This is a genomic window from Flavobacterium kayseriense, from assembly GCF_014305095.1.
Taxonomy (GTDB): Bacteria; Bacteroidota; Bacteroidia; order Flavobacteriales; family Flavobacteriaceae; genus Flavobacterium; species Flavobacterium kayseriense.
This window is the reverse complement of record NZ_JACRUI010000006.1, coordinates 129,100-155,104: the sequence shown is the minus strand read 5'-3', so window position 1 is coordinate 155,104 and position 26,005 is coordinate 129,100. Positions and strand designations below refer to the sequence as shown.

General features: G+C 33.6%; 22 protein-coding genes. 9 read left to right on the top strand and 13 right to left on the bottom strand.

Annotated elements, in window-relative coordinates; genetic code table 11:
• The first annotated feature begins 299 nt into the window (after positions 1 to 299).
• The 3 genes from H8R22_RS15310 (at position 300) to H8R22_RS15300 (ending at position 4,566) form a co-directional block, all read left to right on the top strand.
• Positions 300 to 2,042 carry an APC family permease gene (locus H8R22_RS15310; protein WP_187011276.1) on the top strand — a complete coding sequence of 581 codons (1,743 nt, stop codon included), beginning with the start codon at positions 300 to 302 and terminating at the stop codon, positions 2,040 to 2,042.
• Positions 2,043 to 2,434: 392 nt separating this feature from the next.
• Positions 2,435 to 3,334: a mechanosensitive ion channel family protein gene (locus H8R22_RS15305; RefSeq protein ID WP_187011275.1), complete on the top strand. Its 900-nt coding sequence runs from the start codon at positions 2,435 to 2,437 to the stop codon at positions 3,332 to 3,334.
• A 2-nt stretch (positions 3,335 to 3,336) separates the two neighbouring features.
• Complete coding sequence (locus tag H8R22_RS15300) at positions 3,337 to 4,566, top strand: cation:proton antiporter (RefSeq protein ID WP_187011274.1); 1,230 nt, start codon at positions 3,337 to 3,339, stop codon at positions 4,564 to 4,566.
• Positions 4,567 to 4,662: 96 nt separating this feature from the next.
• Here the strand turns inward: H8R22_RS15300 and H8R22_RS15295 are convergent, their stop codons facing one another.
• The 8 genes from H8R22_RS15295 to H8R22_RS15260 all read right to left on the bottom strand — a co-directional run bounded on the left by H8R22_RS15295 (position 4,663) and on the right by H8R22_RS15260 (position 12,006).
• On the bottom strand, positions 4,663 to 5,706 hold the full coding sequence (locus H8R22_RS15295) for an o-succinylbenzoate synthase (RefSeq protein ID WP_187011273.1): 1,044 nt from the start codon (positions 5,704 to 5,706) through the stop codon (positions 4,663 to 4,665).
• A gap of 89 nt (positions 5,707 to 5,795) precedes the next feature.
• The gene (locus H8R22_RS15290) at positions 5,796 to 5,972 is read right to left on the bottom strand and encodes a hypothetical protein (RefSeq protein ID WP_187011272.1); all 177 of its coding nucleotides are present in this window, start codon (positions 5,970 to 5,972) and stop codon (positions 5,796 to 5,798) included.
• A gap of 48 nt (positions 5,973 to 6,020) precedes the next feature.
• Entirely contained in the window at positions 6,021 to 7,220 is a 1,200-nt protein-coding gene (locus H8R22_RS15285; protein ID WP_187011271.1) for a tetratricopeptide repeat protein, read from the bottom strand.
• Positions 7,221 to 7,349: 129 nt separating this feature from the next.
• Positions 7,350 to 8,027 carry a metal-dependent hydrolase gene (locus tag H8R22_RS15280; protein WP_187011270.1) on the bottom strand — a complete coding sequence of 226 codons (678 nt, stop codon included), beginning with the start codon at positions 8,025 to 8,027 and terminating at the stop codon, positions 7,350 to 7,352.
• A gap of 43 nt (positions 8,028 to 8,070) precedes the next feature.
• Positions 8,071 to 9,033 carry a 1,4-dihydroxy-2-naphthoate octaprenyltransferase gene (menA, locus tag H8R22_RS15275; RefSeq protein WP_187011269.1) on the bottom strand — a complete coding sequence of 321 codons (963 nt, stop codon included), beginning with the start codon at positions 9,031 to 9,033 and terminating at the stop codon, positions 8,071 to 8,073.
• An 88-nt stretch (positions 9,034 to 9,121) separates the two neighbouring features.
• Complete coding sequence (locus H8R22_RS15270) at positions 9,122 to 10,627, bottom strand: PH domain-containing protein (RefSeq protein WP_187011268.1); 1,506 nt, start codon at positions 10,625 to 10,627, stop codon at positions 9,122 to 9,124.
• Complete coding sequence (locus H8R22_RS15265) at positions 10,627 to 11,142, bottom strand: PH domain-containing protein (protein WP_187011267.1); 516 nt, start codon at positions 11,140 to 11,142, stop codon at positions 10,627 to 10,629. The genes H8R22_RS15270 and H8R22_RS15265 overlap by 1 nt, the downstream gene beginning before the upstream one ends.
• A 33-nt stretch (positions 11,143 to 11,175) precedes the next feature.
• Positions 11,176 to 12,006, bottom strand: a complete 831-nt coding sequence (locus tag H8R22_RS15260) for a 1,4-dihydroxy-2-naphthoyl-CoA synthase (RefSeq protein ID WP_187011266.1) — start codon at positions 12,004 to 12,006, stop codon at positions 11,176 to 11,178.
• Positions 12,007 to 12,237: 231 nt separating this feature from the next.
• On the opposite strand from H8R22_RS15260, the gene H8R22_RS15255 reads away from it, so the two are divergent.
• A complete protein-coding gene (locus tag H8R22_RS15255) occupies positions 12,238 to 13,098 on the top strand; it encodes a hypothetical protein (RefSeq protein ID WP_187011265.1) in 861 nt (286 codons plus the stop codon).
• 68 nt (positions 13,099 to 13,166) lie between these two features.
• Here the strand turns inward: H8R22_RS15255 and H8R22_RS15250 are convergent, their stop codons facing one another.
• Entirely contained in the window at positions 13,167 to 14,024 is an 858-nt protein-coding gene (locus H8R22_RS15250) for a CvfB family protein (RefSeq protein ID WP_187011264.1), read from the bottom strand.
• A gap of 139 nt (positions 14,025 to 14,163) precedes the next feature.
• Between H8R22_RS15250 and H8R22_RS15245 the strand changes: the two genes are divergently transcribed.
• A complete protein-coding gene (locus H8R22_RS15245; protein WP_187011263.1) occupies positions 14,164 to 15,516 on the top strand; it encodes a M20/M25/M40 family metallo-hydrolase in 1,353 nt (450 codons plus the stop codon).
• 59 nt (positions 15,517 to 15,575) lie between these two features.
• Here H8R22_RS15245 and menD read toward each other — a convergent pair whose 3' ends face one another.
• Positions 15,576 to 17,237 (bottom strand): 2-succinyl-5-enolpyruvyl-6-hydroxy-3-cyclohexene-1-carboxylic-acid synthase, encoded by a 1,662-nt coding sequence (gene menD, locus H8R22_RS15240; protein WP_187011262.1) that lies wholly within the window; start codon positions 17,235 to 17,237, stop codon positions 15,576 to 15,578.
• A 97-nt stretch (positions 17,238 to 17,334) separates the two neighbouring features.
• Here menD and H8R22_RS15235 point away from each other — a divergent pair, with 97 nt between their 5' ends.
• Positions 17,335 to 17,832, top strand: a complete 498-nt coding sequence (locus tag H8R22_RS15235) for a GNAT family N-acetyltransferase (RefSeq protein ID WP_187011261.1) — start codon at positions 17,335 to 17,337, stop codon at positions 17,830 to 17,832.
• 56 nt (positions 17,833 to 17,888) lie between these two features.
• Here the strand turns inward: H8R22_RS15235 and H8R22_RS15230 are convergent, their stop codons facing one another.
• Positions 17,889 to 18,377 (bottom strand): glutathione peroxidase, encoded by a 489-nt coding sequence (locus tag H8R22_RS15230; protein ID WP_187011260.1) that lies wholly within the window; start codon positions 18,375 to 18,377, stop codon positions 17,889 to 17,891.
• Positions 18,378 to 19,060: 683 nt separating this feature from the next.
• Between H8R22_RS15230 and H8R22_RS15225 the strand changes: the two genes are divergently transcribed.
• From H8R22_RS15225 to H8R22_RS15215, 3 genes are all read left to right on the top strand, one after another.
• Positions 19,061 to 19,591, top strand: coding sequence for an RNA polymerase sigma factor (locus tag H8R22_RS15225; protein ID WP_187011259.1), 531 nt, complete (start codon positions 19,061 to 19,063; stop codon positions 19,589 to 19,591).
• Positions 19,591 to 20,376 carry an anti-sigma factor gene (locus H8R22_RS15220; protein WP_187011258.1) on the top strand — a complete coding sequence of 262 codons (786 nt, stop codon included), beginning with the start codon at positions 19,591 to 19,593 and terminating at the stop codon, positions 20,374 to 20,376. Before H8R22_RS15225 ends, H8R22_RS15220 begins: the two co-directional genes overlap by 1 nt.
• Positions 20,377 to 20,478: 102 nt before the next feature.
• Positions 20,479 to 21,423 (top strand): tRNA dihydrouridine synthase, encoded by a 945-nt coding sequence (locus tag H8R22_RS15215; protein ID WP_187011257.1) that lies wholly within the window; start codon positions 20,479 to 20,481, stop codon positions 21,421 to 21,423.
• 128 nt (positions 21,424 to 21,551) lie between these two features.
• Here H8R22_RS15215 and H8R22_RS15210 read toward each other — a convergent pair whose 3' ends face one another.
• Together H8R22_RS15210 and H8R22_RS15205 are read right to left on the bottom strand one after the other, a co-directional pair.
• On the bottom strand, positions 21,552 to 25,160 hold the full coding sequence (locus tag H8R22_RS15210) for a beta strand repeat-containing protein (protein WP_187011256.1): 3,609 nt from the start codon (positions 25,158 to 25,160) through the stop codon (positions 21,552 to 21,554).
• Between the two features lie 28 nt (positions 25,161 to 25,188).
• Complete coding sequence (locus tag H8R22_RS15205) at positions 25,189 to 25,662, bottom strand: T9SS type A sorting domain-containing protein (RefSeq protein ID WP_187011255.1); 474 nt, start codon at positions 25,660 to 25,662, stop codon at positions 25,189 to 25,191.
• Positions 25,663 to 26,005: the final 343 nt, after the last annotated feature.

The following is a 26,005-nucleotide window of genomic DNA, read 5'->3' as shown; positions in this document are numbered from 1 at the left end:
CTCATCTATAACTGTTAATTTAAACAATTTGTAGGTTTACAAAGGAATAGTAAAACAGACTGTAATCTAACTATGCTACAAGTAGTATCACAGGTACGACACTCAAATAAACACCTAAGTAATTATTTACCAATTAGTTGACTCAATACTTATTTTATAAATAACTTTATTTTTGTTTGTAAGTTTAATCCGAATAAAAATTTCTAAAAATTTATTTAAAAGGATTTACTATAATATTGGGCATTTTATTTCAAATCATTATCTTGCAACCATTCTTACAATCAATAATAAAAAGGATAATGAAACAAGTACTGCATAAAAAATTAAACGAATTACAAGCAACTGCAATTTGCGGAAATGATATAAGTTCCTCTTGCCTTTACGTTTCAGCACTTACAATCATGTATGCTGGTCAATATGCATGGATTTCATTATTATTTGTAGGTGTTGTTTTATTTTTGTTTAGAAAAATATACGGTGAAGTTGTTGGAGCACTGCCTTTAAATGGTGGAGCTTATAATGTACTGTTAAACACATCTTCCAAAAGGCTTGCTTCAATTGCAGCTACTTTAACCGTCCTCTCCTATATGGCGACTGCAGTAATATCAGCTTCAGAAGGAATGCATTACTTGCATAACATTGCACCCGGAATTAATATCCCTATTGCTACAATTATCATATTACTAATTTTTACCGGATTAGCAATTGTTGGTATTGGCGAATCTGCTATAGTTGCCGTTGTTATTTTTATTACGCATTTAACAACCCTGACGTTATTGGTTGCAACTTCAGTTTGGTTCATTTTCATGAATGGTTTGGACGTTTTCAATCTAAACTGGAATCTTCCCATCACTTCAGGAACCATAATGAACGCTTTGTTTCTAGGATTTTCGGCTGCTATGTTAGGGATATCCGGTTTTGAAAGTTCGGCTAACTTTGTTGAAGAACAACAGCAAGGAGTGTTTCCAAAAACGCTACGTAATATGTGGGCAATTGTTAGTTTTTTCAATCCTGCCATTGCATTATTACTTATTTGCATTATTCCATTAGCACAAGTTGGAGAACATCAAGAATCATTACTTGCCTATTTAGGAGAGACAACAGGAGGATCATGGCTCGCTTACTTGATTTCTATTGATGCTGTCTTAGTTCTTTGTGGAGCAGTTTTGACTTCCTTTGTGGGAGTTTCTGGATTATTAAGTCGTATGACCTTAGATAGAATTTTACCCAACTACTTTTTAAAACAAAATAAACGAGGTTCCAATTACCGCATTATCATCAGCTTTTTAGTTTTATGCATCTCCGTTTTATTAGTTACCAAAGGAGAAATTGTGGCACTAGCAGGTGTATATACTTTTTCATTTTTAGCGGTGATGGGACTGTTTGGAGTTGGAAATCTTTTATTAAAATTTAAAAGAAAAAAACTACCAAGACCAGAAAAAGCACGTGGAATTTCAGTAGTTATTGCTGTTGCCTTAATCATAACCGCATTCATAGGAAATATGGAGTTAAATATTAATTCCTTTTATACCTTCTTACAATATTTAGTTCCTGCATTTGGATTTGTTGCTATCATGCTAAATCGCTCTTTGATTATTCGTCTTTTAATTGAAGCACTAGAGTATTTTTACAAACCGCTTCGCAGAATGGTTATAACAAGTAACCGTTATTTATCAAAAATGAATATTAAAATTCAATCACAAGAATTTGTGTTTTTCACCAAAGGGGATGATGTTGCTATCATCAATAAGGTAATGCAATATGTTGAAAATAACGAATCTACTAAAAAGCTTAAAATTGTTAATATCAATAAAGACAATGAAAATAACGATCTTTTAATCTCTGACTTAAAAGTATTAGATAGAGCTTATCCGGAAATTGATATCGAGTTTATTGAACTAGAAGGTGTTTTTGGGCCTGCAATTATCGACGAATTATCCATAAAATGGAATATCCCTAAAAACTTTATGTTTATTGGGTCTCCGGGAGATCGTTTCTCTTATCGTGTTTCTGAGCTTGGTGGTGTTCGTTTAATTATGTAGGGATAGGTTAACTACATCTTTATTTCATTCAAAGAGATTAAACGCCAGTTTTAACCTTGCAATCTACTACTTGCAAGTAGGTATGCCACAATTTGGTTGTAATCTTAAATCGGTTGCTCAATGGTTCTATTTTTAAACGTTTTGACAGTTTTTTTTAGATACCTATTTATCTTTCTATTTAATTCGATTTTACAACTTGAAAGGAGTTTACTATATTTAAATTAGTTTTATTCATCTTACTTAGGAATAACTCAAGATCATTAATCAAGTGAAATTAGCTATTTTTATAACGATTTTATAATATGTAATTAGAACGATCACACGTTTAAGATTAATATGTTCTGATTTATTTATAATTATTGCAAAGAAGTGTTCACTTTAACTCCTACATAATGGAAGAAGAAATAACCGCATACCTGTACAATCCCACCGTCGGTAAAATCGTAACTTTTTTTATTGGTGTTGCCGTAATTTGGATCATTTTAAAAGTAATTCAGAAAAACATATTTTCTAAAATTAAAGACAATGAAAACCGGTATAAGGCTAATAAATTCAGTGTTTTTGTTGGTTATGTATTGTCGATATTGCTTTTAACAATTATTTTTAGTTCCAAACTCGGAAATTTAACCGTTGCCTTTGGGGTAGCAGGAGCGGGAATTGCGTTTGCTCTGCAGGAAGTTATAGCCTCTTTTGCAGGATGGCTAGCTATTATGTTTGGTGACTTTTATGATACAGGTGATCGGGTACAGTTGGGAGGTGTCAAAGGAGATGTAATGGATATTGGCGTATTGCGAACGACTATAATGGAAACTGGACAATGGGTTGATGGTGACTTATACAATGGACGAATCGTTCTAATTGCCAATAGTTACGTTTTTAAAGAACCCGTCTTTAATTATTCGGGCGACTTTCCTTTTTTATGGGACGAAATAAAAATCCCCATACAATACGGAAGTAACTACGACCTCGCAAAACAAATTATTTTACAGGCTGGAACAGAAGTTGCTGGGGAATTAAGTGTTCAATCAAAACAAAAGTGGCATTCCTTGCAGAACAAATACCGACTAGAAGATGCTCAAACAGAACCAATGGTTTCTCTAATTGCCAATGATAACTGGGCCGAATATACACTGCGCTATGTTGTAGGCTACAAAAAAAGACGTTTCACAAAGACAGAATTATTTACTAAAATTCTAACAGCAATAGAGGCAACAAAGGGAGAAGTTAAAATGGCATCAGCAACTTTTCAATTAGTTGAGGCTCCTGACTTTAACATTAATATTAAAAAATAACTATGGACTTATTTCATCTTTTCTCCATACTCATTGTTCTTTCTGCGGGATTCGCCTATATCAATTTTAGAGTGTTGAAGCTACCTAATGCGATAGGTTTAATGTTAGTGTCGTTGATATTCTCTTTCTTTATTTTAATTATAGGCTACTATTTTCCCTCTTTTAAGGAAGATGTTGCCATAAAAATGGAAAGTATCAATTTTAGTGAGTTACTATTAGAGAGCTTGCTGAGTTTCATGCTTTTTGCAGGAGCAATACACATCAAATTCAAAGATTTAAATAATGAGAAATTAAGTATTCTGTTATTTTCAACCATAAGCGTATTAATCAGTACGTTTATAATTGGATTTGCCTCTTTTTATTTATTGAATTTCATGGGAATAGAAGTACAGTTAATTCATGCTATGCTTTTTGGTGCTTTAATCTCTCCTACAGACCCAATTGCAGTTTTAAGTATTTTAAAAAGTGCGGGAGTATCTAAATCTTTAGAGACTAAAATCGCGGGTGAATCCTTGTTTAATGATGGAGTTGCAGTAGTTGTTTTCATTACTATTTTAAAATTAGCAAAACCTGGAACCGAAATTAATATAAGTAGTATCCTAGTCTTATTTGGACAAGAAGCAATTGGCGGATTAGTTCTAGGGGCATTAATAGGCTACATAGGCTACAAACTAATTGCGAGTATCGACAATTACCAAGTAGAAGTTTTGATTACGCTAGCAATAGTAATGGGCGGCTACACATTTGCTCACTACACGCATGTTTCTGGACCACTAGCCATGGTTGTCGCAGGCCTAATCACAGGAAATCATGGCAAAAGTTTGGGAATGTCTGATGTAACTGCTGAATATGTAGATAAATTTTGGGAATTAATCGACGAAATCTTAAACGCGCTTTTGTTTGTATTAATTGGTTTAGAACTACTAATCATTCAAACCAATCAAAAGGTTGTATTTGCTGCTATCATCATCCTGTTAATCACATTAGTTACGCGATATATTTCTGTTTATATTCCATCAATCGCTGTACGTTTGAAAGAACGAATCAACCAGAAAACAATTTTAATATTGACTTGGGGCGGATTAAGAGGCGGAATCTCAATTGCATTAGCGCTGTCAATCAACCCAGAATACAATAAAGACATTTGGGTAACGATTACTTATGTTATTGTTTGCTTCTCAATCTTAGTACAAGGAATGACCATTGGGAAGTTTGCTCAAAAAATGAAGTAAAGAATTAGAGTTTACAAATTAGTATTAAAAAAAAACCGGCTAGTAAATAGTCGGTTTTTATGTCTAAATCTGATTCGAAAATTGCTCCAAACAGTGCTATATACTGTGAAAGTCAAACTGCCACTTTTTATCATTTTTATACCATAATTGTCCTTCAGAAACATCCAGAGGACAATCAAAATTATTCGTATAAAGCGCCCCAGTTCCTAATCCCTGAGGCATTAAATTCTGTTGTAAAAAGGTCCATTGTGCGATAGCATTTAGTCCTATATTACTCTCTAAAGCCGAGGTAATCCACCAACCTATATTATGCTTTTCAGCCAATGAAATCCATTGTTGCGTTCCCTTAAAACCACCCACAAAGCTTGGTTTTAGAATGATATATTGTGGCTTCGTTTTTAGAAGTAATGCCTCTTTTTCATCCATGCTATACACACCAATAAGTTCTTCATCTAAAGCAATAGGAAAAGGAGCTGTTTTACATAACTCTGCCATCCTGTCAGTATTGTTTTTTTGAATAGGCTGCTCTATACTATGTAGTTTAAATTCAGATATTTGTGTTAATTTACCTAAAGCATCATTTAACCCAAATGCACCGTTAGCATCAACCCTAATTTCGATTTGATTTTCATCAAAATTAGCCCTAATAAATCGCAACAAATCTAGTTCTTTTTCAAAATCAATAGCTCCTATTTTTAGCTTCACACAGCTAAAACCTTCGGCTAATTTTTCTTCAATTTGTTGCTTCATAAAAGCAGGTTCACCCATCCAAATTAAACCATTAATAGGTATCGATTTTTCCTCCTTTGTAAAGGCCGAGGGAAAGAGTAAAAAAGGAGTTTCACTTCGTAAAGATTGAAAGGCCATTTCGACTCCAAATTGTATCGATGGAAATTCAATTAAGGCATCCCAAAGCGCCTCTACCCCTAAATGGATATTAGCACAAGTCCACTGCAACTTCTGCTCATAATCTGGTCTATCATCAGCGCTTAAACCTCTTAGGATTCCGCACTCCCCTATTCCTTTTTTTTCATTGTCTTCCAGAACAATAAACCAAGTTTCTTTCTCTGTCATCACACCTCGAGAAGTTCCTGATGGTCGTTTGAAGTCAAGAATATATTTATGATACGTAGCTTTCATTATTTTTGAAATTGCTGTTATATTTTTTTATGCAAAGGATAAAAAATAGACTTCCTTACATGAGTACCTAATTTAACTATGATGTATTTCTACTTGCTTATTTTCATGAGGTATGATAAACCAAAAAGGATTATTCCGAAAAAGCACAACAGCAGATAGACAAGAGTACCTGGCTCGTCTAGAAAATACATTTTGAGGTTAAGAAGTATTCCAATTAAGAATATAAACAATCCAAAATAGCGTGTAATTGTGATTGTAGTTTTCATTTTTGTTTTTTTTTATTTACCCGTCAGGTGGTATTAATTTTGTTGTTATCAGTCTAACAACTTTAAAATGCGATCAAAATCTGTAGTTGGTAAACCTGATTTTTTAAAGATAACAAAATCATCTTTAATTTTTTGCTTCCAACTTGTACTATCCGTTACATTCTGGTTTTGGTATTCTTTATAAATTTCTTTTGCTCTTCTATAATCTCCATTTATCAAATAGGCATGAGCTAAGTTTAATTGCAGTAATAACTCTGTAGCATCTAATTTTTCGCCTGCTTCCATTGCTTTAATAGCTTTGCCATATTGCTTGGTTATCAAATAACTATAACCAAGTCCGTTATAGTCTAAAGCAGTAGCTTTGGGTTGTGCTACAATCATAATATACTGTTTGATTGCAGTAGCATAATCCTTTTTTTGTATTGCTTTATTTGCTACCAATCTCATATCAGTGGTAACTCCTTTAGCAACATTAGTTTCAACAACACAACTTGCTCCAAAGTCTTTATAGACTTTAGTTTGCTCCATTGGCAGCAGTTTCTGAAACTCTTGAAAGGTATACTTTTCCTGAATTTTTTGCTGTAAGCAAATGCAAAAATCATCGGAGTTAGGCATGCTTCGTGCTATCGCAGAGGTTTTGCACTGATCAATAATGAATTTTCTATTCTCAGTAGACCAGCCTCTAGCTAATTTTTTATCTACCCACGGAACTACTTCGAGCACGATTTTTTGTTTCATAATCCAGTTTTTACTTTCGAAACCAAACCATAAATTAGTAGTATTTGTTTTTATGCAAGTAGATTTATCGATAGACAAACGTTTTGCGTCCTTGCTAATAGGTTCGTCTTGAACAAAGCAAGCATCATAGGTTTTGCCCGATTTTTGGTAAGCTGTAGCAAAATCATTAGAAGAAAAGATAGCATACTTTGATTTATCATCTCCCGATACTTTTGACAGTAAAAAGACAGCTCCTGCTGAACCTTGACTGATACCCGTAGGGTCAGGAATTGCTTTTAAAACTGAGACAAGGCTACTAGCCAATTGCTGATTATCATCTAGCAAAGTAATTCTATAAATTAGTTCCGTTGTTCCTACAGGAAAATCATCTGTTTTGATGACAATACGGTCTCTAGCTGAAACAACAATTTCTTTTGTAGTAGCTCTTTCTTTGTCCCAAAAACCGTCCTGCTGTGCAAAAGCAGCGGAGCTAGAAAAACTAACGAATAGTATTGCAATTATTTTTTTCACTTAGGTAATCTTGTATTAGTAATCGATTTTTTTAGCCCTGATAGAAATGAAAATCATTCAGTACCTCCCGATTTTTAAAGGGAGGTACTGAATATTGTAATGGATAGCAGGAAAAAGCTCCAAGAAAAATTACAATTCGATGCTTTCTCCTATTTCTAGTAGCATTAAATCTTTTCCTTTATCAAAAAACTGCTGTATGGCTTGTTTATGATCGATTTTAATATAACCAAAAGTATCGTAATGGTAACCTAAAATTTTGTCGCATTGTACAAATTCAGCTGCAATAATTGCATCCTCAACATCCATTGTAAAATTATTCCCAATTGGGAAAATAGCCAAATCTAGTTTGGTGCGCATTGGAATAAGCTTCATATCCATTGTTAAAGCAGTATCGCCAGCTATGTAAATGTTTTTATGCTCACCTTCGATTACGAATCCGCCAGGATTACCACCGTTAGTCCCATCAGGAAACGAACTAGAGTGAATGGCATTTACGTATTTTACTTTTCCGAAATCGAAAGTCCAACTTCCGCCATGATTCATAGGGTGCGCGTTTAAGCCTTTATTGCTGTAATAGGTAGCAATTTCAGCATTAGAAACAATAGTTGCTTTAGTGCGCTCAGCAATAGCCTCAACGTCTAAAACGTGATCTCCGTGAGCATGTGTCAACAATATATAATCGGCCTGCAAATTATTGATATCAATATGAGCCGCTAAGGGGTTTCCTGAAATAAATGGATCTACTAAAATGTGTTTTCCAGCTACTTCAATTCCTAGGGATGCGTGTCCGTAAAAAGTTATTTTCATTTTTATAGTTTTATATTTAAATTATATTATTTGTTTTGCTCTATTACCTACCGCCTAAAAACACGTTGACAAACAAGTCAGCAACTAATGATACCATGCAAATTGAAAGGAGAATACTTAGAAAAAAAGTGCTAAGCGCTAGTTTCTTTAATTCAGGATCCAATGCTCTAGAGTCTTGATTTTTATACACTGTTAGTAAATGCTTAACTAAAGGCACAAATGCAATTAAATACAAGTATTGATCGAATCTATAATTGCTAAGAACTGAAAAAAGTACCACTAGTACCATCGCACTAATTATTAGAAAGTAGTGGTATTTTTTTGCCTTTGCTCCTCCTATTTTTACAACGATAGTGTTCTTACCTACTTTTTTATCTGACGCTTCGTCCCTCATATTATTAAGGTTTAAAACACCTACACTCAATAAACCTATGGATATGGCTGGTAACAATAATAAAGCATCTATTTGTTTAGAATACAAGAAATTGACACCCATAGTACTTACTAAACCAAAGAAGACAAAAACAAATAAATCTCCAAAACCACGATAGCCGTAGGCTGTGTTACCTACTGTATATCGAATTGCAGAGAAGATCGCTAAAATTCCTAAGACAAGATAAAACAAAGAATAAAACAAATTAGTATCCGTAAAAGCATAATATATTAACGCCATTGCAGAACATAAAGTTAAAAATGACGTTATAATTATTGCTTTTTTCATAGCAGCGGGAGTGATTACTCCACTTTGAATCGCCCGTTTAGGACCTACTCTATCTTCATTGTCAGTTCCTTTTATTCCGTCACCGTAATCATTTGCAAAGTTGGAAAGTATTTGTAAACCAAGAGTAGTTAATATCGCAAAACCAAAAATATTCCAGTTAAAAACATCAGTAGGTGTCAATATTTCGTCCGTAGGGTGCGCTAATGCATAAATACTACCTACAATAATTCCAGATACAGATAATGGTAAAGTGCGCAATCGTGCGGCTTCAATCCAATGTTTCATTTTATTTATTTTATTTTATTTATTATTCTTTTCAATTTTTAATTACAGCTCGCGGCAAATTATTCTTTTCTATATTCTCTTTAAGAAATTACATCCAATTGCTATTAGATACCTCTATTTTATACAGCCATCGATTAACATAATCTTTAATGATCGAGAAATTTCCCAATTGAAAAGAAAGGTTTCCGCCTGCAGTATGAATAGTAACCGAACCAATATCCGCTTTTTTGTGCCAAAACAATTGCGAGGTCGTAATGGCTTGTATTTTGCCGGTTTCAACAATTGTACTATCAATATCCCAAGCACCACTTTGCTTAATTATAAAACCATCCGTAATAAACAATCGGTTGTTTCTAAATCCAAAAATCAATATCATTCCTATAAAAAACACATAACAAACTGCTCCCATATAGTATTGAAAAAATTGTGGCTCAATGTAAGTTGCAAAAGCGACATAACCTGAAAAAGGCAAGATGAGAAACAAAAAAATCGAAAAAACTAACTTTCTATAATTTGGCTTTAAAGCCAATCCTTTGTCCGGAATTTTATCATACAAAAGGGATAAAATCGCCTCTTTTTCCTCATTGTTACAACCTGGTATTTCTATAAGCACTTTCTTCTCTTGCTTTTCGCCACTGGTAGCTTGTTTTATTTTGAGTTCCAAAATATTCATTTTCTTTTGGAAATAATTACTTGTAACGGTAACTAACTGCACTTTATCTGACTTAATAATGGTGCTTTTTGTATTTAGCAACCCAAAAGATAATAATAACGATTTGTTTTGCTTTACTACTGTATAATCGAAATACTTAAAGACGACGCGAACCAAATTAATAATAAGAATCAAACACAACGTTACCAAAACAAGTGGTATTATCATTGCGCTTTTTTCAAAATAACTATCAATATTTTGATTCTGAACTTCAAAATCTGATTCAGACAATACATTCTTAGTGTTTTCGTAAATTGTAACAAAAAAAGCTAAAATTAAACTAAACGTCTTTACGTAATTTGATGTGATCCCAACTTTAAGTAAACTCAAAAAACTAATTTTAATAAACGAGTTCTCAGATTCCTTTTCTTCTACTGTTTCTGCATTTAAAATCCTTTTATTTTCACCATCTTCATAATTTTCTTTTTCTAAAAGTCGTGCTTTTAACGCTAGTGCCAAAGAATGTGTAATTGCCTTTATTTGCCCTTCCTTTTCGGCACTTCCCGCTGTATCAACATTAATCTCATAAACATTTACTAATCTTTGAATAAACGACTGATTTATATTTACTTGTTGAATTCTATCCAATTGGATAATTGTTTTTGTTTTATTTAAAACGCCCTCTTGGATCACAAACTCTTTATTATCGCTATCGAGATAAAAAGTGAAATTTTTATATTTTAAAAAAGCAACAACCACAATCAATACTAAAAAAACAAAAACTCCTAAAATTACATATGCTTTATTTAAGTCTTTGAATCTAAAAAAATAGATCAGAACAACTGGTCCTAAAGCACGCAACCATTTTTGCAAAGTATTGATAAACATAATCAAAATACCAACTAAGGATTGCCTTTGTGGTTGTCCAAATTGTTCCTGCATTACAGTTGCTTTTGAATTTTCCCCATTAGTAATTGTTTTATGTCTTCGGCTTGCGCCAAAGCGATTCCCGGAATTGAAATATCACTTGCACTTCCGCCAGCCGTAAAAATTTCTACTTTGGCTAAACCAAAAAATCTAGCAACAAATCCTTCATGCAAAGCTACATGTTGAACTCTATTATATGGAATTACAATAGTATTCGTAGCCAGCACACCACTCTGATAAATTACATCATGGGTTCTAAAAGCAAAAGCTTTTTTCTTTAAACTCACAGCTGAAAAAAATACCACTATGGCGACTAAAATCACATAAAGAACTAAAAGCTGTTGCCAATAATTTTGCAAATCTTTATTAAAAAATAATAAAGCAACAAGTCCACCTCCAAGAATTAAAAAAGTAATTAAAATATTGAATCCAATAACCTTACCATAATTAGGATTCAACTTAGACAACCCTACTGTTTCAAATCGAGGCAGCTGCTTAATGTCAATTACTTCATTTGTAAAATGCTCCATGTAAATTTTTTAAAATTTATTAATTTAAAAGTTTTATGGTAACCATTTTTTTTCAAAGTTAGGTTTACGTTTTTCTAGAAAAGCATTTCTTCCCTCCTTAGCTTCTTCAGTCATGTACGCTAAACGAGTTGCTTCACCAGCAAAAACTTGCTGTCCAACCATTCCATCATCAGTAAGGTTCATGGCAAATTTCAGCATTTTGATAGCCATAGGAGATTTTCCTAATATTTCCTGTGCCCACTCGTATGCCGTCGCTTCTAATTCGTCATGAGGTATTACGGCATTTACCATTCCCATATCCATTGCTTCTTGAGCAGAATAATTACGTCCCAAGAAGAAAATCTCTCTAGCTTTTTTCTGCCCAACCATTTTAGCTAAATAAGCTGATCCATATCCACCATCAAAGCTAGTTACATCAGCATCAGTTTGTTTAAATATAGCATGTTCTTTACTTGCAAGTGTCATATCACAAACTACATGCAAACTATGACCACCGCCCACAGCCCAACCTGGAACTACTGCAATTACTACCTTAGGCATGAAACGGATTAGACGCTGCACCTCCAAGATATTGAGACGGTGTTGCCCATCATCACCTACATATCCTTGATGCCCGCGTGCATTTTGATCGCCACCACTACAAAAGGAATAGACACCATCTTTAGTTGATGGACCTTCAGCAGACAATAAAACAACTCCTATTGAAGTATCTTCTTGCGCATCATAGAATGCATTGTAAAGTTCTGCAGTTGTTTTAGGACGAAAAGCATTGCGAACATTAGGTCTATTAAAAGCTATTCTTGCAACTCCATTGCATTTCTTATAAGTAATATCTTCGTATTCTTTTGCCGTGATCCAATCCATTGTTATGGGTTTAAATTATTATAGCGTAAAAATAGTGCATTTTTCAGACTTTATACAATAACAACAGCATTACATTATCGAAGTATAAATCATAAAATAACTGTAATTATTAAGAAAAAGTTATTTCTCAAATTTGATCCACTTTATCTTTAGGATTTCTACTGTTAATTTGTTATATTTACTGATATATCGTTTTGATTACCAAAACGTTAAAACAAAAAGTAGTCTTTTATGGTTGTATTACAAAAATATACATCTCGAATTAAAACCAATACTACCGCATCTTTCAACTCCTACAAAGACCTTAGCTATTGGCGCGATGATATGTTTACTAATACCATGTTATTTATTTTACCGTTAAGTTTAATCGCTCTAATTCCGTCACTAATCTGGGCAATTCAATCTAGTTATTATGCGGTTGCCTTTGTTGATCTGTTAAGCATTACCATGATTATGATCATTAGTTTTAAAAAAGGCATTGACATTAAGCATCGAAAAATATTATTTATTACTACCGTTTATGTATTAAGTTTTGTCTTGATTTATTATATAGGACTCAACAGCACGCTTTACCTACTAGCTACATCTGTTGTAGCCATATTAATTTATTCGTTTAAAAATCAATATCTTCCAGCCATAATAAATACTGTTCTTTCTTGCGCATATGTGCTTTTGTATTATTTCGAACTAGTTCAATTTCATAATAACGACTTCACTGTAACTGAATTACTCGCTGTTTTTGGTAATTTAATTTTTTTAAGTTTTTTAGTCTGTTTTCTAATTCCACAACTTTTTATAGGACTCGACGACAGCATAAAACAGCGTATTTTACATATTGAAAAAATAGAAGAACAAAACAGAACCTTACGAGAAATTACATGGATGCAATCTCACACAGTTAGAACACCTTTATCGCGATTAATGGCATTAACTGGACTATTAAAGGATCGTGACATTACGGATGCTGAAAAAGATTTTTTGATTGAAAATATTTTAACTTCAAGTCATGAACTCGATGCAATCATAAAGGACATTGTACTAAAATCAGAGTTTAGCAATCAACAAGAGGAAAAGAGTAGTAAAAACCTTTAGGTCATAAAAAAAGCTAATCAAAAAATGATTAGCTTTTCATGTGATTGCATTATTTTATTTTTGTAAAACTACTGCTCTGTGATAAGATAAATCCCATCGTCTTTTATTTCAATTAGCTTTTCTCTATACAAGGCCCCAATAGCTTTTTTGAACGTTTTCTTACTCATCTTTAAGACTGTCTTGATATCCTCTGGATGTGAATTGTCGTTAAGTCTCAAAAATCCACGACTAGCTCTTAACTCATCTAAAATCTTATCGGCATTAGGCTCTATACTTTCATAACCTTGAATTTGCAGTGAAACATCAATTTTGTTATCAGGACGCACATTTTTAATATAGCCTCTCATACGATCACCTGTACGAATGGCATCATCATAAACCTCGTCTTTGTATAATAAGCCCTTAAACTGCTCATTGATTATTACATTAATACCTAGTTCCGTAATATGAGATACGATTAAATCTACTTCCTCTCCTTTTTCAACTGTAATAGTATCATTTTTTAGAAACTGATTCGTTTTGCTTGAAGCAACTAGACGGTTTGTTTTTTCATCAATGTAAAGGTAAACAAGATAACGTTTCCCTTTTTCCATCGGACGAGCTTGCTCCTTAAAAGGAACTAATATATCTTTTTCCATTCCCCAGTCCATAAAAGCACCTACTTGATTAACATAGTTTACACGTAAAAGTGCAAATTCGTTCAATAAGATGTATGGCTCTAGTGTAGTAGCAACCGGTCTTTCTTCATGATCTAAATAAACAAAAACAATAAGTTCTTCCCCTATTTCAAATTCATTTGGAACATATTTGTTAGGTAAAAGGATATCGTGAATTCCTTCTGGATCCGTTTCTGGAGTTCCCAAAAATAAACCAACTTTAGTATCACGAAGTATGGTAAGCGTATTGTATTTTCCTATTTCAATCATGTTATTCTAATTTTCTAAAGCGCAAAGGTACGAACTTTGAAAATAGTATTTAGAATGAAATCATATCATTAAAAGAATTCCAATAATTTATTTAATTTTCACTAAATTTGAAGTTACCAAAAACAATTAAATTTTTAAAATGAGACTACAAAAAATCCTTTACTTATTGCCGATGGTGCTTTTTTCACCAGTAATAAATGCTCAAGCTTTACAAAATGACCCTGAGATCAATAAAATGGTTAGCGAAATAAAAGCCAATAGTCTGGAGTCAACTGTTGTGAAATTAGTGTCGTTTGGAACCAGACATACTTTAAGCGATACTAAAAGTAAAACTCGTGGAATTGGTGCTGCACAAGCTTGGGTTAAATCAGAATTTGATAAATATGCTTTAGAATCTAACGGGCGATTGACATCGAAAATAGATTATTTTACTATAAAAGCAGATGGAAGAAGAATCGCTGTGGATAGCCAATTAGGTAACGTGATGGCTACTTTAAAGGGAACAGATCCTAGTGATGATCGTGTATTTATAATAAGTGGTCACTTAGATTCTCGTGTGACTGATGTGATGAACACGACTGCAGATGCACCAGGAGCAAATGATGATGGATCAGGTGTAGCGGCAATGATGGAACTAGCAAAAATAATGAGTAAACGATCTTATCCTTGTACAATTATTTTTGTAGCTGTAACTGGCGAAGAACAAGGATTATACGGAGCGCGACATTTAGCAGAAATGGCTAAGGCAGAAAAATGGAATGTTGCCGCTATGCTTAATAATGACATGATTGGGAACAGTTTATCAAGTGGTACACGTTTAAGCAATAATACTAAAGTGCGTGTGTTTAGTGAAACTATTCCTTACTTAGAAACGGAAGAAGAAGCTAAGATGCGTAAGGCTATCAACAGTGATAATGATAGTCCATCAAGACAATTAGCACGTTACATCAAAACTGCTACTGAGCAATATGTTCCGCAATTAGAAGTAGAATTAGTATACAGAAACGATCGTTTTTTACGTGGAGGAGATCATACTCCTTTTAGTCAAAATGGATTTACTGCTATCCGCATGTGCGAAATGAACGAAAACTACGATCACCAGCACCAAGATTTACGAACTGAAAAAGGAGTGAAATACGGAGATTTACCAGAATTTATGGATTTTGATTATTTACGTAAAACCACCGCAGCTAATTTAGCTAGTTTAACAAACTTAGCATGGTCACCAAGATCTCCTAAAAATGTAGGAATTGAGGTAAAAGAGTTAACTAATTTCTCTACTTTAGTTTGGGAAGCTCCAGAAGGAAAAGCACCTTTTGGTTACCAAATTTTAATTAGAAGCACAGCCGATTCACAATGGCAGAAAACAATTTTTGTTAAAGAAACAAAAGCTGAAATTGCCTACTCAAAAGATAACTTTTTCTTTGCGGTTCAAGCAGTAGACGAACTAGGACATCCTAGCTTAGCTGTCTTTCCAAAACCAATACGATAATAGTAAACAATTAAAAAGCGCCTTAACGGGCGCTTTTTTTGTGTTATACCTAAAGGATACTATACAAGTTCTTTAAAAAACTGCAATAATATAGCATCATTTTTTAATGTAGGAGTAAAAACTTCAAGTAGTACTGGCTTGTCATTTTGATCATACATGTTTTTTAAACCTAGGGTTAAACTATTGCTATCACTTGCTGTAATATAATCTAAACCATACATCGCAGCTAAATGTTCAGCTGTTAAGCAATGTGCCGTTTCAAAATAGGTATTAAAAACAGGCGTTTCTTCATGACCAGGTAAAATTCGAAATATACCTCCTCCTCCGTTATTTATTAATATAATTTTAAAATTTTTAGGAATATAACTATTCCACAAAGCGTTACTATCATACAAAAACCCTATATCTCCCGTTATAAAAACAGTCAGTTTTTTATTTGCTACAGCTGCTCCAATAGCCGTTGAAGTGCTACCATCGATACCGCTAGTACCTCTATTACAAAACACTTCAATTGTAGGATCAATTTCGATTAATTGGGCATAGCGAATAGCAGAACTATTACTTAATTGAAATTGAGAGTTTTTAGGTAAACTAGAGATAACTTTATCAAAAACCACAAAATCCGAAAAAGGAATCTTAGACAAATATGTTTCACCCTTTTCTTTTCTAATAAATTTTACTGCATCTAAGTCACTAAAATAAGCGCTATTTACGTTGCTTGTTAACGGTAAAAACGCATCAAAAAATAAATTTGGTTCTACCTCAAAATGCTTTGTTAGTGCACTAAAAGTATCATAAGCACGCAACGAATCAATATGCCAATGGTGTTCCGGCTTGTACTTTCTTAAAAAAGCTTTTATTCGTTTAGAAACAATCATGCCGCCAAAAGTGATTAATATCTCCGGACGAAAGTTCTCGAAATCAGTTGCTGTAAAAGGCGTAATTATCGTATCTATATTGTTAATAAAACTAGGATGATGCAAGTTTGAAGTGGTCTCCGTTAAAACAACTACTGAAGCATCATTTGCAAAAGCTTCTATGGTCTCATACTTTAAAGTATTAGGATCAGCGACTCCTACGAGGACCATTTTTTTTGACGAATTATCCCAAATACGAGCATATTCCTCTACCTCAGCTTTAGAAATTGATTTTGTTTCTGGTTGGAAAGCATCTATTTTACTTCGTACAGACAATTCAGTAACCTTTTCGTATAAAGGCTCTTCAAAAGGAGCATTAATATGCACTGGTCCTTTTTTAAATAAAGCAGTATCAATAGCTTGATTTATTTTAATGTCATTTTCGAGAGACACCTCTTCATTTAGATTGGCATTATACAAACTATGATTAGCAAAAACATTTTCTTGGCGAATCGTTTGTCCATCACCGATATCAATTTTATTTTGAGGCCTATCTGCCGAAATTACAATTAAAGGAATTTGACTGTAAAAAGCTTCCGCAAACGCAGGATAATAGTTTAATAAAGCTGATCCTGAGGTACAAACTAGTGCCACTGGTTTTTTAGTTTGTTGCGCAATTCCGAGTGCAAAAAAAGCCGCTGAACGTTCATCAGCAATACTATAACTTTTAAAAGCGGTATTGCTTGCAAAACCTATCGTTAGAGGTGCATTTCTAGAACCAGGTGAAATAATGATAGTGTGTATTCCTTTAGCGCCACAAATTTCGATAATGCTTTGTGCTAAGGGTATTTTGGGGTAAATCATGGTATCTTTTTCTGTGTTACAAAGATACAAAGATGTAAAGGTTTTTCCTTAATCTTAAATAGTTTTATTAAATTTGAAAGCAAAATAAAAGCTACACATGGAAATTAAAATTAGACCGTATAAAATAGAAGATACGCAATTAATATTGGACATCATAAACTATAACATTCTACATTCAACAGCATTATATGATTACAATGTAAGAAGCTATGAGGTACAAAAAGATATTCTTGCCGATAAAATAAAAAAAGGATTTCCCGTAATTATTGCAGAGTTAGATGGAGTGGCTGTCGGTTTTGGAATGTACAGTGAATTCAGGTTCAAAGAAGCTAATAAATTTACTGTAGAGCATTCTGTTTATGTGAGCACTGATTTTCACGGAAAAGGAATTGGCAAGGTGCTATTAGGTGATTTAATTGAACTTGCTAAAAAACAAGGATTACATACCATGATTGGAGTAATTGATTCAGAAAACCAAAGCAGTGTTGACTTTCATGCAAAATTCGGCTTTAAAACTGTCGGAATTATTAAAGAATCTGCTTTTAAATTCGATCGTTGGCTGCATTCCGTCTTTGTGCAGTTAATTTTAGAGTAAATAGAATAGGCTTTCCGAAGTGGGAAAGCCTATTCTATTTCAATTGGTTTTAAAAATTATAATTCCATAATCCAATCAGTAATTGATGAGTCAGTGGGTGAAGTCTGCGGTTTAATCACTTTTTCAAGTTCTCCGTTTTGATTAATTAAATATTTTTGGAAGTTCCATTCTACTTCAGAATCTTGGAATCCATTTCTGGATTTTTGAGTTAAAAATTGATAAATGGCACACATATCGTCTCCTTTTACAGATACTTTTGCCATCATAGGAAAAGTTACTCCATAATTGAAGCGACAAAAAGTAGCAATTTCACTATTTGTTGCCGGTTCTTGCGCACCGAAGTTATTAGCTGGAAAACCAACCACTACAAAGTTAGAATCTTTATATTGGTCAAATAAAAGTTCTAAATCTTTATACTGAGGTGTCAAACCACATTTAGAAGCTGTATTTACGATCATCACCTTCTTGCCTTTTAAACTGGAAAAATCAAATTCGTTTCCTATTAAATCAGCTACTTTAAATTGATAAATATTTTCTTTGCCCATTTTTTATATTTTTTTAGTTTAATTTTAAAATGACCTGCTTGTCAAAAACTAAGTACTAAAATTAAAGTAGCAAATTTACTATTGTACATTGTCAAAAATAATCAAAAGATAAATAAAATACGAATGTGCAACAACTATTTTACTATGATAAGGCACAAAAAAAGCCCAACGTCCAGTAGGAGAACGTTAGGCTTAACTAACAAAACAAACAATCGTTTATTAATTAGATATTCTATTTTAAACTAGCAGTTAAGCAAAAAAAGGGCTTGACATTACTACTACTTCTAATCAATTAATTTGTAACAAATAGTTTTCTTTCATTTGGAAAACAACACATTTTATTATCACAAAATCCCCTTTGCGAACAAAAATGTGTGTCTTTTCCATAAGATATGCGATAATAAACAGCTATTTTGATTTGCTAATCCAATAAGTTTATGTACTTTTTATTCAAAGGTAATTTCGCGTTCAAATAATTAACCTTTTACTTATTTACGATACTTTTTAAGTATTGGATTTAAAAAAAGTATTTTATTTTTTAAAATAATCACCTTAAAAAAGTTGTTTGAAACAAATAAAAAACATTTAATTCCTCGCAAGCAATAAATATGTAATGTATAATGACTAATTTTAGCAAGTTTTATACAACAAATGATGTGTTTACAGCTAGAAAAAAAAATCATATGACTCAAGAAGAATTATTAGTATTAGTTTACAAGAAAGATGAGCGGGCTTTCACTCATTTATACGACATGTACTCCAAAAGTTTATTTTCAGTAATAAATGTTTTGGTAAAAAATAGAGAAGAAGCAGAAGATGTACTTCAAGATGTATTTGTCAAAATATGGAAAAATATTGATTCTTATAACGAAAGTAAAGGTCGTTTTTATACTTGGATTCTAAACATTGCAAGAAATACATCAATAGACAAATTACGTTCTAAAAACTTTAATAACAGTCAAAAAAACCTATCTTCAGATAATTTCGTAAATCTATTTGACGACTCCAACAAACTCGTTGACAAAGTAGACACTATAGGGTTGCAAGACTTTGTAAAAAGACTAAAACCTAAATGTATACAAATTATTGATTTATTGTTTTTTAAAGGATACACTCAGCAAGAGGCCTCTGACGAGTTAGCTATTCCCTTAGGAACTGTAAAAACGCATAATCGTAATTGTATAAATGATTTAAGAAATTATCTAAACGTATAATGGAAACAAAAGAATATATAGAATCAGGTATTTTAGAACTTTATGTTTACGGATTATTATCGGAATCCGAAAATGAAGAAGTTGCACTAAAAGCAAAAGATAGTCCAGAAATAAATAGTGAAATAGTAGCAATCGAGAAATCTATCGTCTCGTTGTCTTCTAGTTTTTCACCATTCCTTTCTGTATCAAACTATGAAAAAATTAGAGAGAAATTAGAACTTAAGTATGCTAAAGTAATTCCGCTTGAACCTAAAACAAATTGGGGACAATATGTGGGATGGGCTGCAGCTGTGCTCCTATTAGTAGGTATTGGTTTTCAATACACACAATTAGACCAAACCAATACTCAGGTCGTAAATGCAACTGCTGAAAAAGCTAAGATTGAGCAACAACTTAATCTATTAGAATTAGCAAAAAAGCAAACGGAAACTACTTTAGCTGTTGTTAGAGATACAAATAACACTGTAGTTGAACTAGGAGGACAAGCTGTCGCACCTACCTCATCTGCCAAAGTATATTGGAACAAAAACACGGAAGTGGTTTACGTTGACGCCGCAGGCTTGCCAGAACCTCCTAAAGGAATGGTATATCAAGTTTGGGCCTTAAAACTAAATCCGTTAACACCTACAAGCATAGGTTTACTGGATAAGTTTGATAGCAATACGCAACGCATGTTTGCCGTTAGCAATACCGGCGATGCCGAAGCTTTTGGTATAACACTTGAACCAGCAGGAGGAAGCTTATCACCAACAATGGAACAATTATATACTTTAGGGAAAGTTTAAAACTCATTTTTATTTTATCAAAAAAGACTTTCTTATGAAAGTCTTTTTTTGTTTGTACTACTTATGGTTTTCATTGACTATATTTGCCTAATTTAAATTTTCATGAGCTACACCCTACTCTCTTCCCCTTTACAAGGCTTTACCGATTACCGTTTTAGAAATGCACAAAATAAAATTTTTGGCGGAATTGACACTTTTTACGCACCTTACATTCGATTAAATGGAAAATTAGTAATCAAGTCGTCCTACCAGCGTGATTTATTACCGGAAAATAATAACACTTTAGAAGTAATTCCGCAAATTATAACGAATGATGCCGATGAATTTTTATTTGTTTCTAAATATGTACAAGAATTAGGATACAAGGAGTTAAACTGGAATTTAGGTTGTCCCTACCCTATGGTTACCAAATGTGGAATGGGCTCAGGACTCATCAGTAATACTGAAAAAATCGAGCAGATTTTACATAAAGTAAAAAATGAATCGGACATTATTGTGTCGATGAAAATGAGACTAGGATACGATACAACAGAGGAAATTTTAAATGTACTACCAATTTTAGAAAAGTACGACGTAAAAAACGTAGCTGTTCATGCCCGACTTGGAAAACAATTATACAAAGGTGGCGTTCACTTAGACGCCTTTCAAGCTTGCGTAGATCAAAGCAAAGTAAAACTGTATTACAACGGAGACATCACAAGTGTAGCGAAATTTAAAGAAATGCAAGACCGTTTTCCTGCAATAGATCACTGGATGATTGGACGTGGTTTGATTGCTGATCCCTTCCTACCAAGTATGATAAAAAACGACACTTTAGAATACCCCAAAAACAAAATGGAATTATTTGCTCAATTCCACGAGACTTTATATGCCGGATATAGTGAATCCCTTTCGGGTGCGACACATATATTGTTAAAAATGCATCATTTATGGGAATACTTCTCCGTTATTTTTGACAACCCGCACAAAGTACACAAAATGATTAAAAAAGCAAAAAGTATCAGGAATTATGAGCAAGCAGTTAAAGAGATAATTAAGGTGAGATAAATACTTATATTACAAAAAAAGGTTCAACTTATTGTTGAACCTTTTTTGTGGTTACTGCTATAATCACTACTCACTTTAATGAAAAAGAGGATAGGAATGACCTAAAATTATTTACAAATAAGTTACAACTATTCCGGATAATAAATTAATCTCATAATAACTTTCCCCCAACCGTCTGTTAGCACAGTAAGTTTGTAAGTCTTTGAGCTATTATAAACACTTAAGTCTGCTTCAAGTTTAAAGTAATAAGTACCAATTTCCTGCTTTACACCGTTAGCATCATCTAACAGACTAGACCAAGTTCCCACATTAGCGCTGGCAATTGTTGTTCCATATTTTGGTGTGACTGGTCCTCCAGAACCATCTAGATTAGCATTAAAAGCACCAGAATTTCCATTGTATACGGTAGCATATACTCCTACTGTGCTAGGGTCACTATAAGTCAGTCTAGAAATTTCTAAAATTTTATTATTCACTCTTATTGATAAACCTCCAACCGTAACAGGAGTCTGATCATTTGTATTATTTGATAGAATAACTTGCTTATATTGAATATTATTCTCCCAACTTGCTAGTCCGCTTACACTCATAGTTAAAACCTGACCAGATGTGCTATTGTGAGCATTAGGATAAGTTACTGATCCTGCTTTTATTACTCCACTAGTGTTCACATTAGTAATTGCAGGATAGGAACCACTGCCATCTGAACCTAGCTGAATGGTATTGGAAGTTGTTACAAAAGCATTTGCTCCTATAGCTACCGAATTTGAAATTCCGTCAGAAGATACATCTGCACGCTTACCAATTGCAGTATTAGATGAGCCTGAAATATTAGTTTCTAGAGCTTGACTTCCGACAGCTACATTATCAGAGCCTGAAACATTATTAACTAATGCTATATACCCCAGCGCTGTATTGCCACCATTGGATAGATTTGAAGCCAAAGCTCCTCTACCTACTGCAGTGTTTGCATAACCCTCATTATTTTCTAAAGCACCCAGTCCAATAGCAGTATTTGAGTTTTCGTTAAATTTTCCTCTTCCAACAGCAACGCCATTTATAACTACATCCTTTTCAAATACCTTATTTCCTGCAATATTTTGATCCGTTGATAGATCAACAAAAGTACTGCTTGATGCCGTTGCTGGTGTAATCCACGAAACAACTCCTGATCCGTTAGTACTCAAAACTTGTCCAGCATCACCATCGGTATTTGGAATTGTGATAGCTCCTGTAGTTATTTTACCACTGGTAATAACATCCGTAATTGCTGAGTTTCCTAATATAATGGTGTTACTCGCATCTACTTTTGCTCCGCTTCCAATTGCTGTTGCATTATTTATGGACCCATTTACTTCTGAATTGATACCAGTTCCACTACCTAAAAAAGTATTGTAACTTCCTGTACTTATATTCATTCCTGCTAAATTTCCGATCGCTGTATTTTCTGAACCCACAGCTTGTGTCATAGTAAAAGCTCCTACCGCTGTATTTCTATTTCCGGCTTGCGCATTGGTTAAGGCAGCGGTTCCAACAGCAGTATTTTCATCTCCAGATCCACCGTCTCCTTGTCGTATAGCATTTGTTCCTATAGCTGTATTGTTGCTTCCTGATGATGATGTAAAAGCAAAATTCCCGATTGCCGTATTATTCTGCATGGTGCTCGTATCACCATAAACGTAATTAGCAATTCCAAATCCAATATTTCCTGTATCAGAAGCTCCAAAAGATCCTATCGTAGTTTCACGAACTAGAATATTATTTGAAAAGCGTTTATCTCCATTAATCGATTGATCGGCTGTTAAATCTACAAAATTACCTACAGCAGTCGAAGACAAATAAGTGTTAGTATCTATGCTACCATCGGCTTTTAAGAATTGAGATGCCGTTCCATTCAAAATTTTAAAAGCAGTTGCGGTAACATCACTAGTGAATCGGCCGTCACCTTGAACATCTAGTTGATATAAAGGATCATAATTTGCACCTATACCAAATCTACCTTCTTCATCAATGGTTAGTCTTCTACAACACCCCCCTTGAACCAATGCAATCCCATTTCCATTAGGACCTAAATCCCATGAACGAGTATTACCTACTAAAGTCAATGAACCAACTCTAAAGTTAGATGAAAAATCCCCATATGTCCCTTTCAATGTTCCAGTCAATACCCCGCCATTCAATGCTAAAAAATTGGCGCCTGAGGTTGAAATTGCAGTTGTTACATATTCAGTTGTAGCAATTTGTATCGAATTCGTTTCAGCTGCCGCTGTTGGAGCTAATGGAGTTCCCGTTAATGTTGGCGAATCTAAATTTGCTTTTGTGTCTAATGCCGTTTGCGCTGCTGTAGAAACTGGTTTATTCGCATCTGATGTATTATCTACATTAGACAATCCAACCATCGTAGCTGTAATACCCGATACTGTTCCAGTAAAAGTTGGCGAAGCTACATTTGCTTTTAAATCCAAATTGCTATTCGTAGCAAAACTGCTCAAATCTTGATCTCCCGTGTTGCTGCCAGTTATTGCTGCTAATTTTGTTTTATCTACCGTCGAATAATCTTCGGTTGACAAACCTTTGCCTATTTCCTTATCTACTTTAGTGTCTAATGCCGTTTGTGTAGCTATTGAAACTGGTTTATTAACATCTGATGTATTATCTACAATAGACAATCCAACCATTGTAGCTGTAATTCCCGATACTGTTCCTGTAAAAGTTGGCGAAGCTACATTTGCTTTTAAATCCAAATTGCTATTCGTAGCAAAACTACTCAAATCTTGATCTCCTGTATTGCTACCTGAGATAGCGGCTAACTTTGTTTTCTCTGAAGAAGTGTAATCTTCTGTTGACAAACCTTTACCAGCTACTTTATCCACTTTTAAAGCCAAGTTTGTGTTAGTAGCAAAACTACTCAAATCTTGATCTCCAGTATTGCTACCTGAGATAGCGGCTAACTTAGCTTTCTCTACTGTTGAATAATCTTCTGTCGACAAACCTTTACCAGCTACTTTATCCACTTTTAAAGACAAGTTTGTGTTAGTAGCAAAAGTACTTAAATCTTGATCTCCTGTATTGCTACCTGAGATAGCGGCTAACTTGGTTTTCTCTAAAGAAGTGTAATCTTCTGTAGATAGACCTTTACCTGTTTGTTTATCTACTTTTATACCTAAAGCGGTTTGGGTAGCAGTTGAAATTGGTTTATCTAGATCAGCTGTATTATTAACATTCTGTAATTGTAAATTAGTTTTAGCTTGAATGACTGTAGTAGCATTAGTACCTCCATTTTCGATAGAAACAACTCCTGTAACATTTTCTGCATTTGTTGCGGCGTAAGCAAAAGGAACAAAAGAAAAATCCTGATTACTGATCTCAATAAATGTGGTGCAATTACCATTGGTATTAACACCAACAACTAGCTTCTTGTTTGACGTCGACCAGCTGATATCGCTAAATGAAGAAGCATACCCAGCAGTTTGTTCTCCGGAACCAATTATTAAGTTTACCATGCCGTACGAGTCAGTCTTCGCTTGCACGACTTCTTGATATTCTACATTTGAAAACTCATCTACAAATTTAAATGACATGCAAATTTGCTTATCCATAAGAGGAAGGTTTTGACCTACTCCCCTAGTTTGATTGCCTGCTGGATTAAGTAAAACAGCTTGATACGTTATCCCTTTAGTCTGTGAGTAACTTGCTAAAGCAAAAAAGAATATAAAAAGTAAAGTTATTTTCTTCATAATTATAATTTTAAAGTGGTAATTATTGCTATTGTTTTTTAATGATTTTTGTAAAGTGAATAAAGTTAGTAGCACTTAATTTTACTAAGAACTCCTGACCTGTAATTACGTCTAAGTTAAACGTCAGTATTTTATCTGTAACCATCTGTTCTTTTTTAAAAACCAAATGACCAAGGAAATCATAAATGGAAACTTCAACCATTCGATTCATCACTGCCGAAAATTCAAAATTAACAGTTCTGATAAATGGATTGGGGTACGTGGTTGTAATAATCTTACTAAAATCATTAAGCAAAATGTATTCTGCCCAACTATTTTGCTGAAAACCTTGTATAACTGTAAAACCATTAACAGAGGTTCCAACTACACTTTGCTGTCCTATGGACTGACTAACAACAATACCATTTGATAATGTTTTAGATTCACCTTGCGATCCTATCATTTGGTGGTGCAAAACTTGTCCGTGAAACGTCACGGTGAAGAGTAATAGTAAATACTTCATAGGCACATTTTTTTATGATTGAAAAAGAATAGATTAAGAAATAAGTACATTTCTACTAATTAGCACCATTTCAAAACCTAAACGAATATATAGATTAAAAGCATATAAATCCGATAAACTACAAGTTATTTTATAAAAAAATGTTAAATCAAACATAAGCATACTTTTTTTCCCATAAAAAATCAAGGCGAAAGTTCTGTATAAGCACGATAAAAGCAGCTACTACTTACTTTGTATAATGATAACAGGTAAGAGTAGATACATTTGAAATAATTTCAATGCAATAATGCATCTTCGTTGAATATTGCTTCGAACTAGATAAAAAGTACACATTAGCTACTAC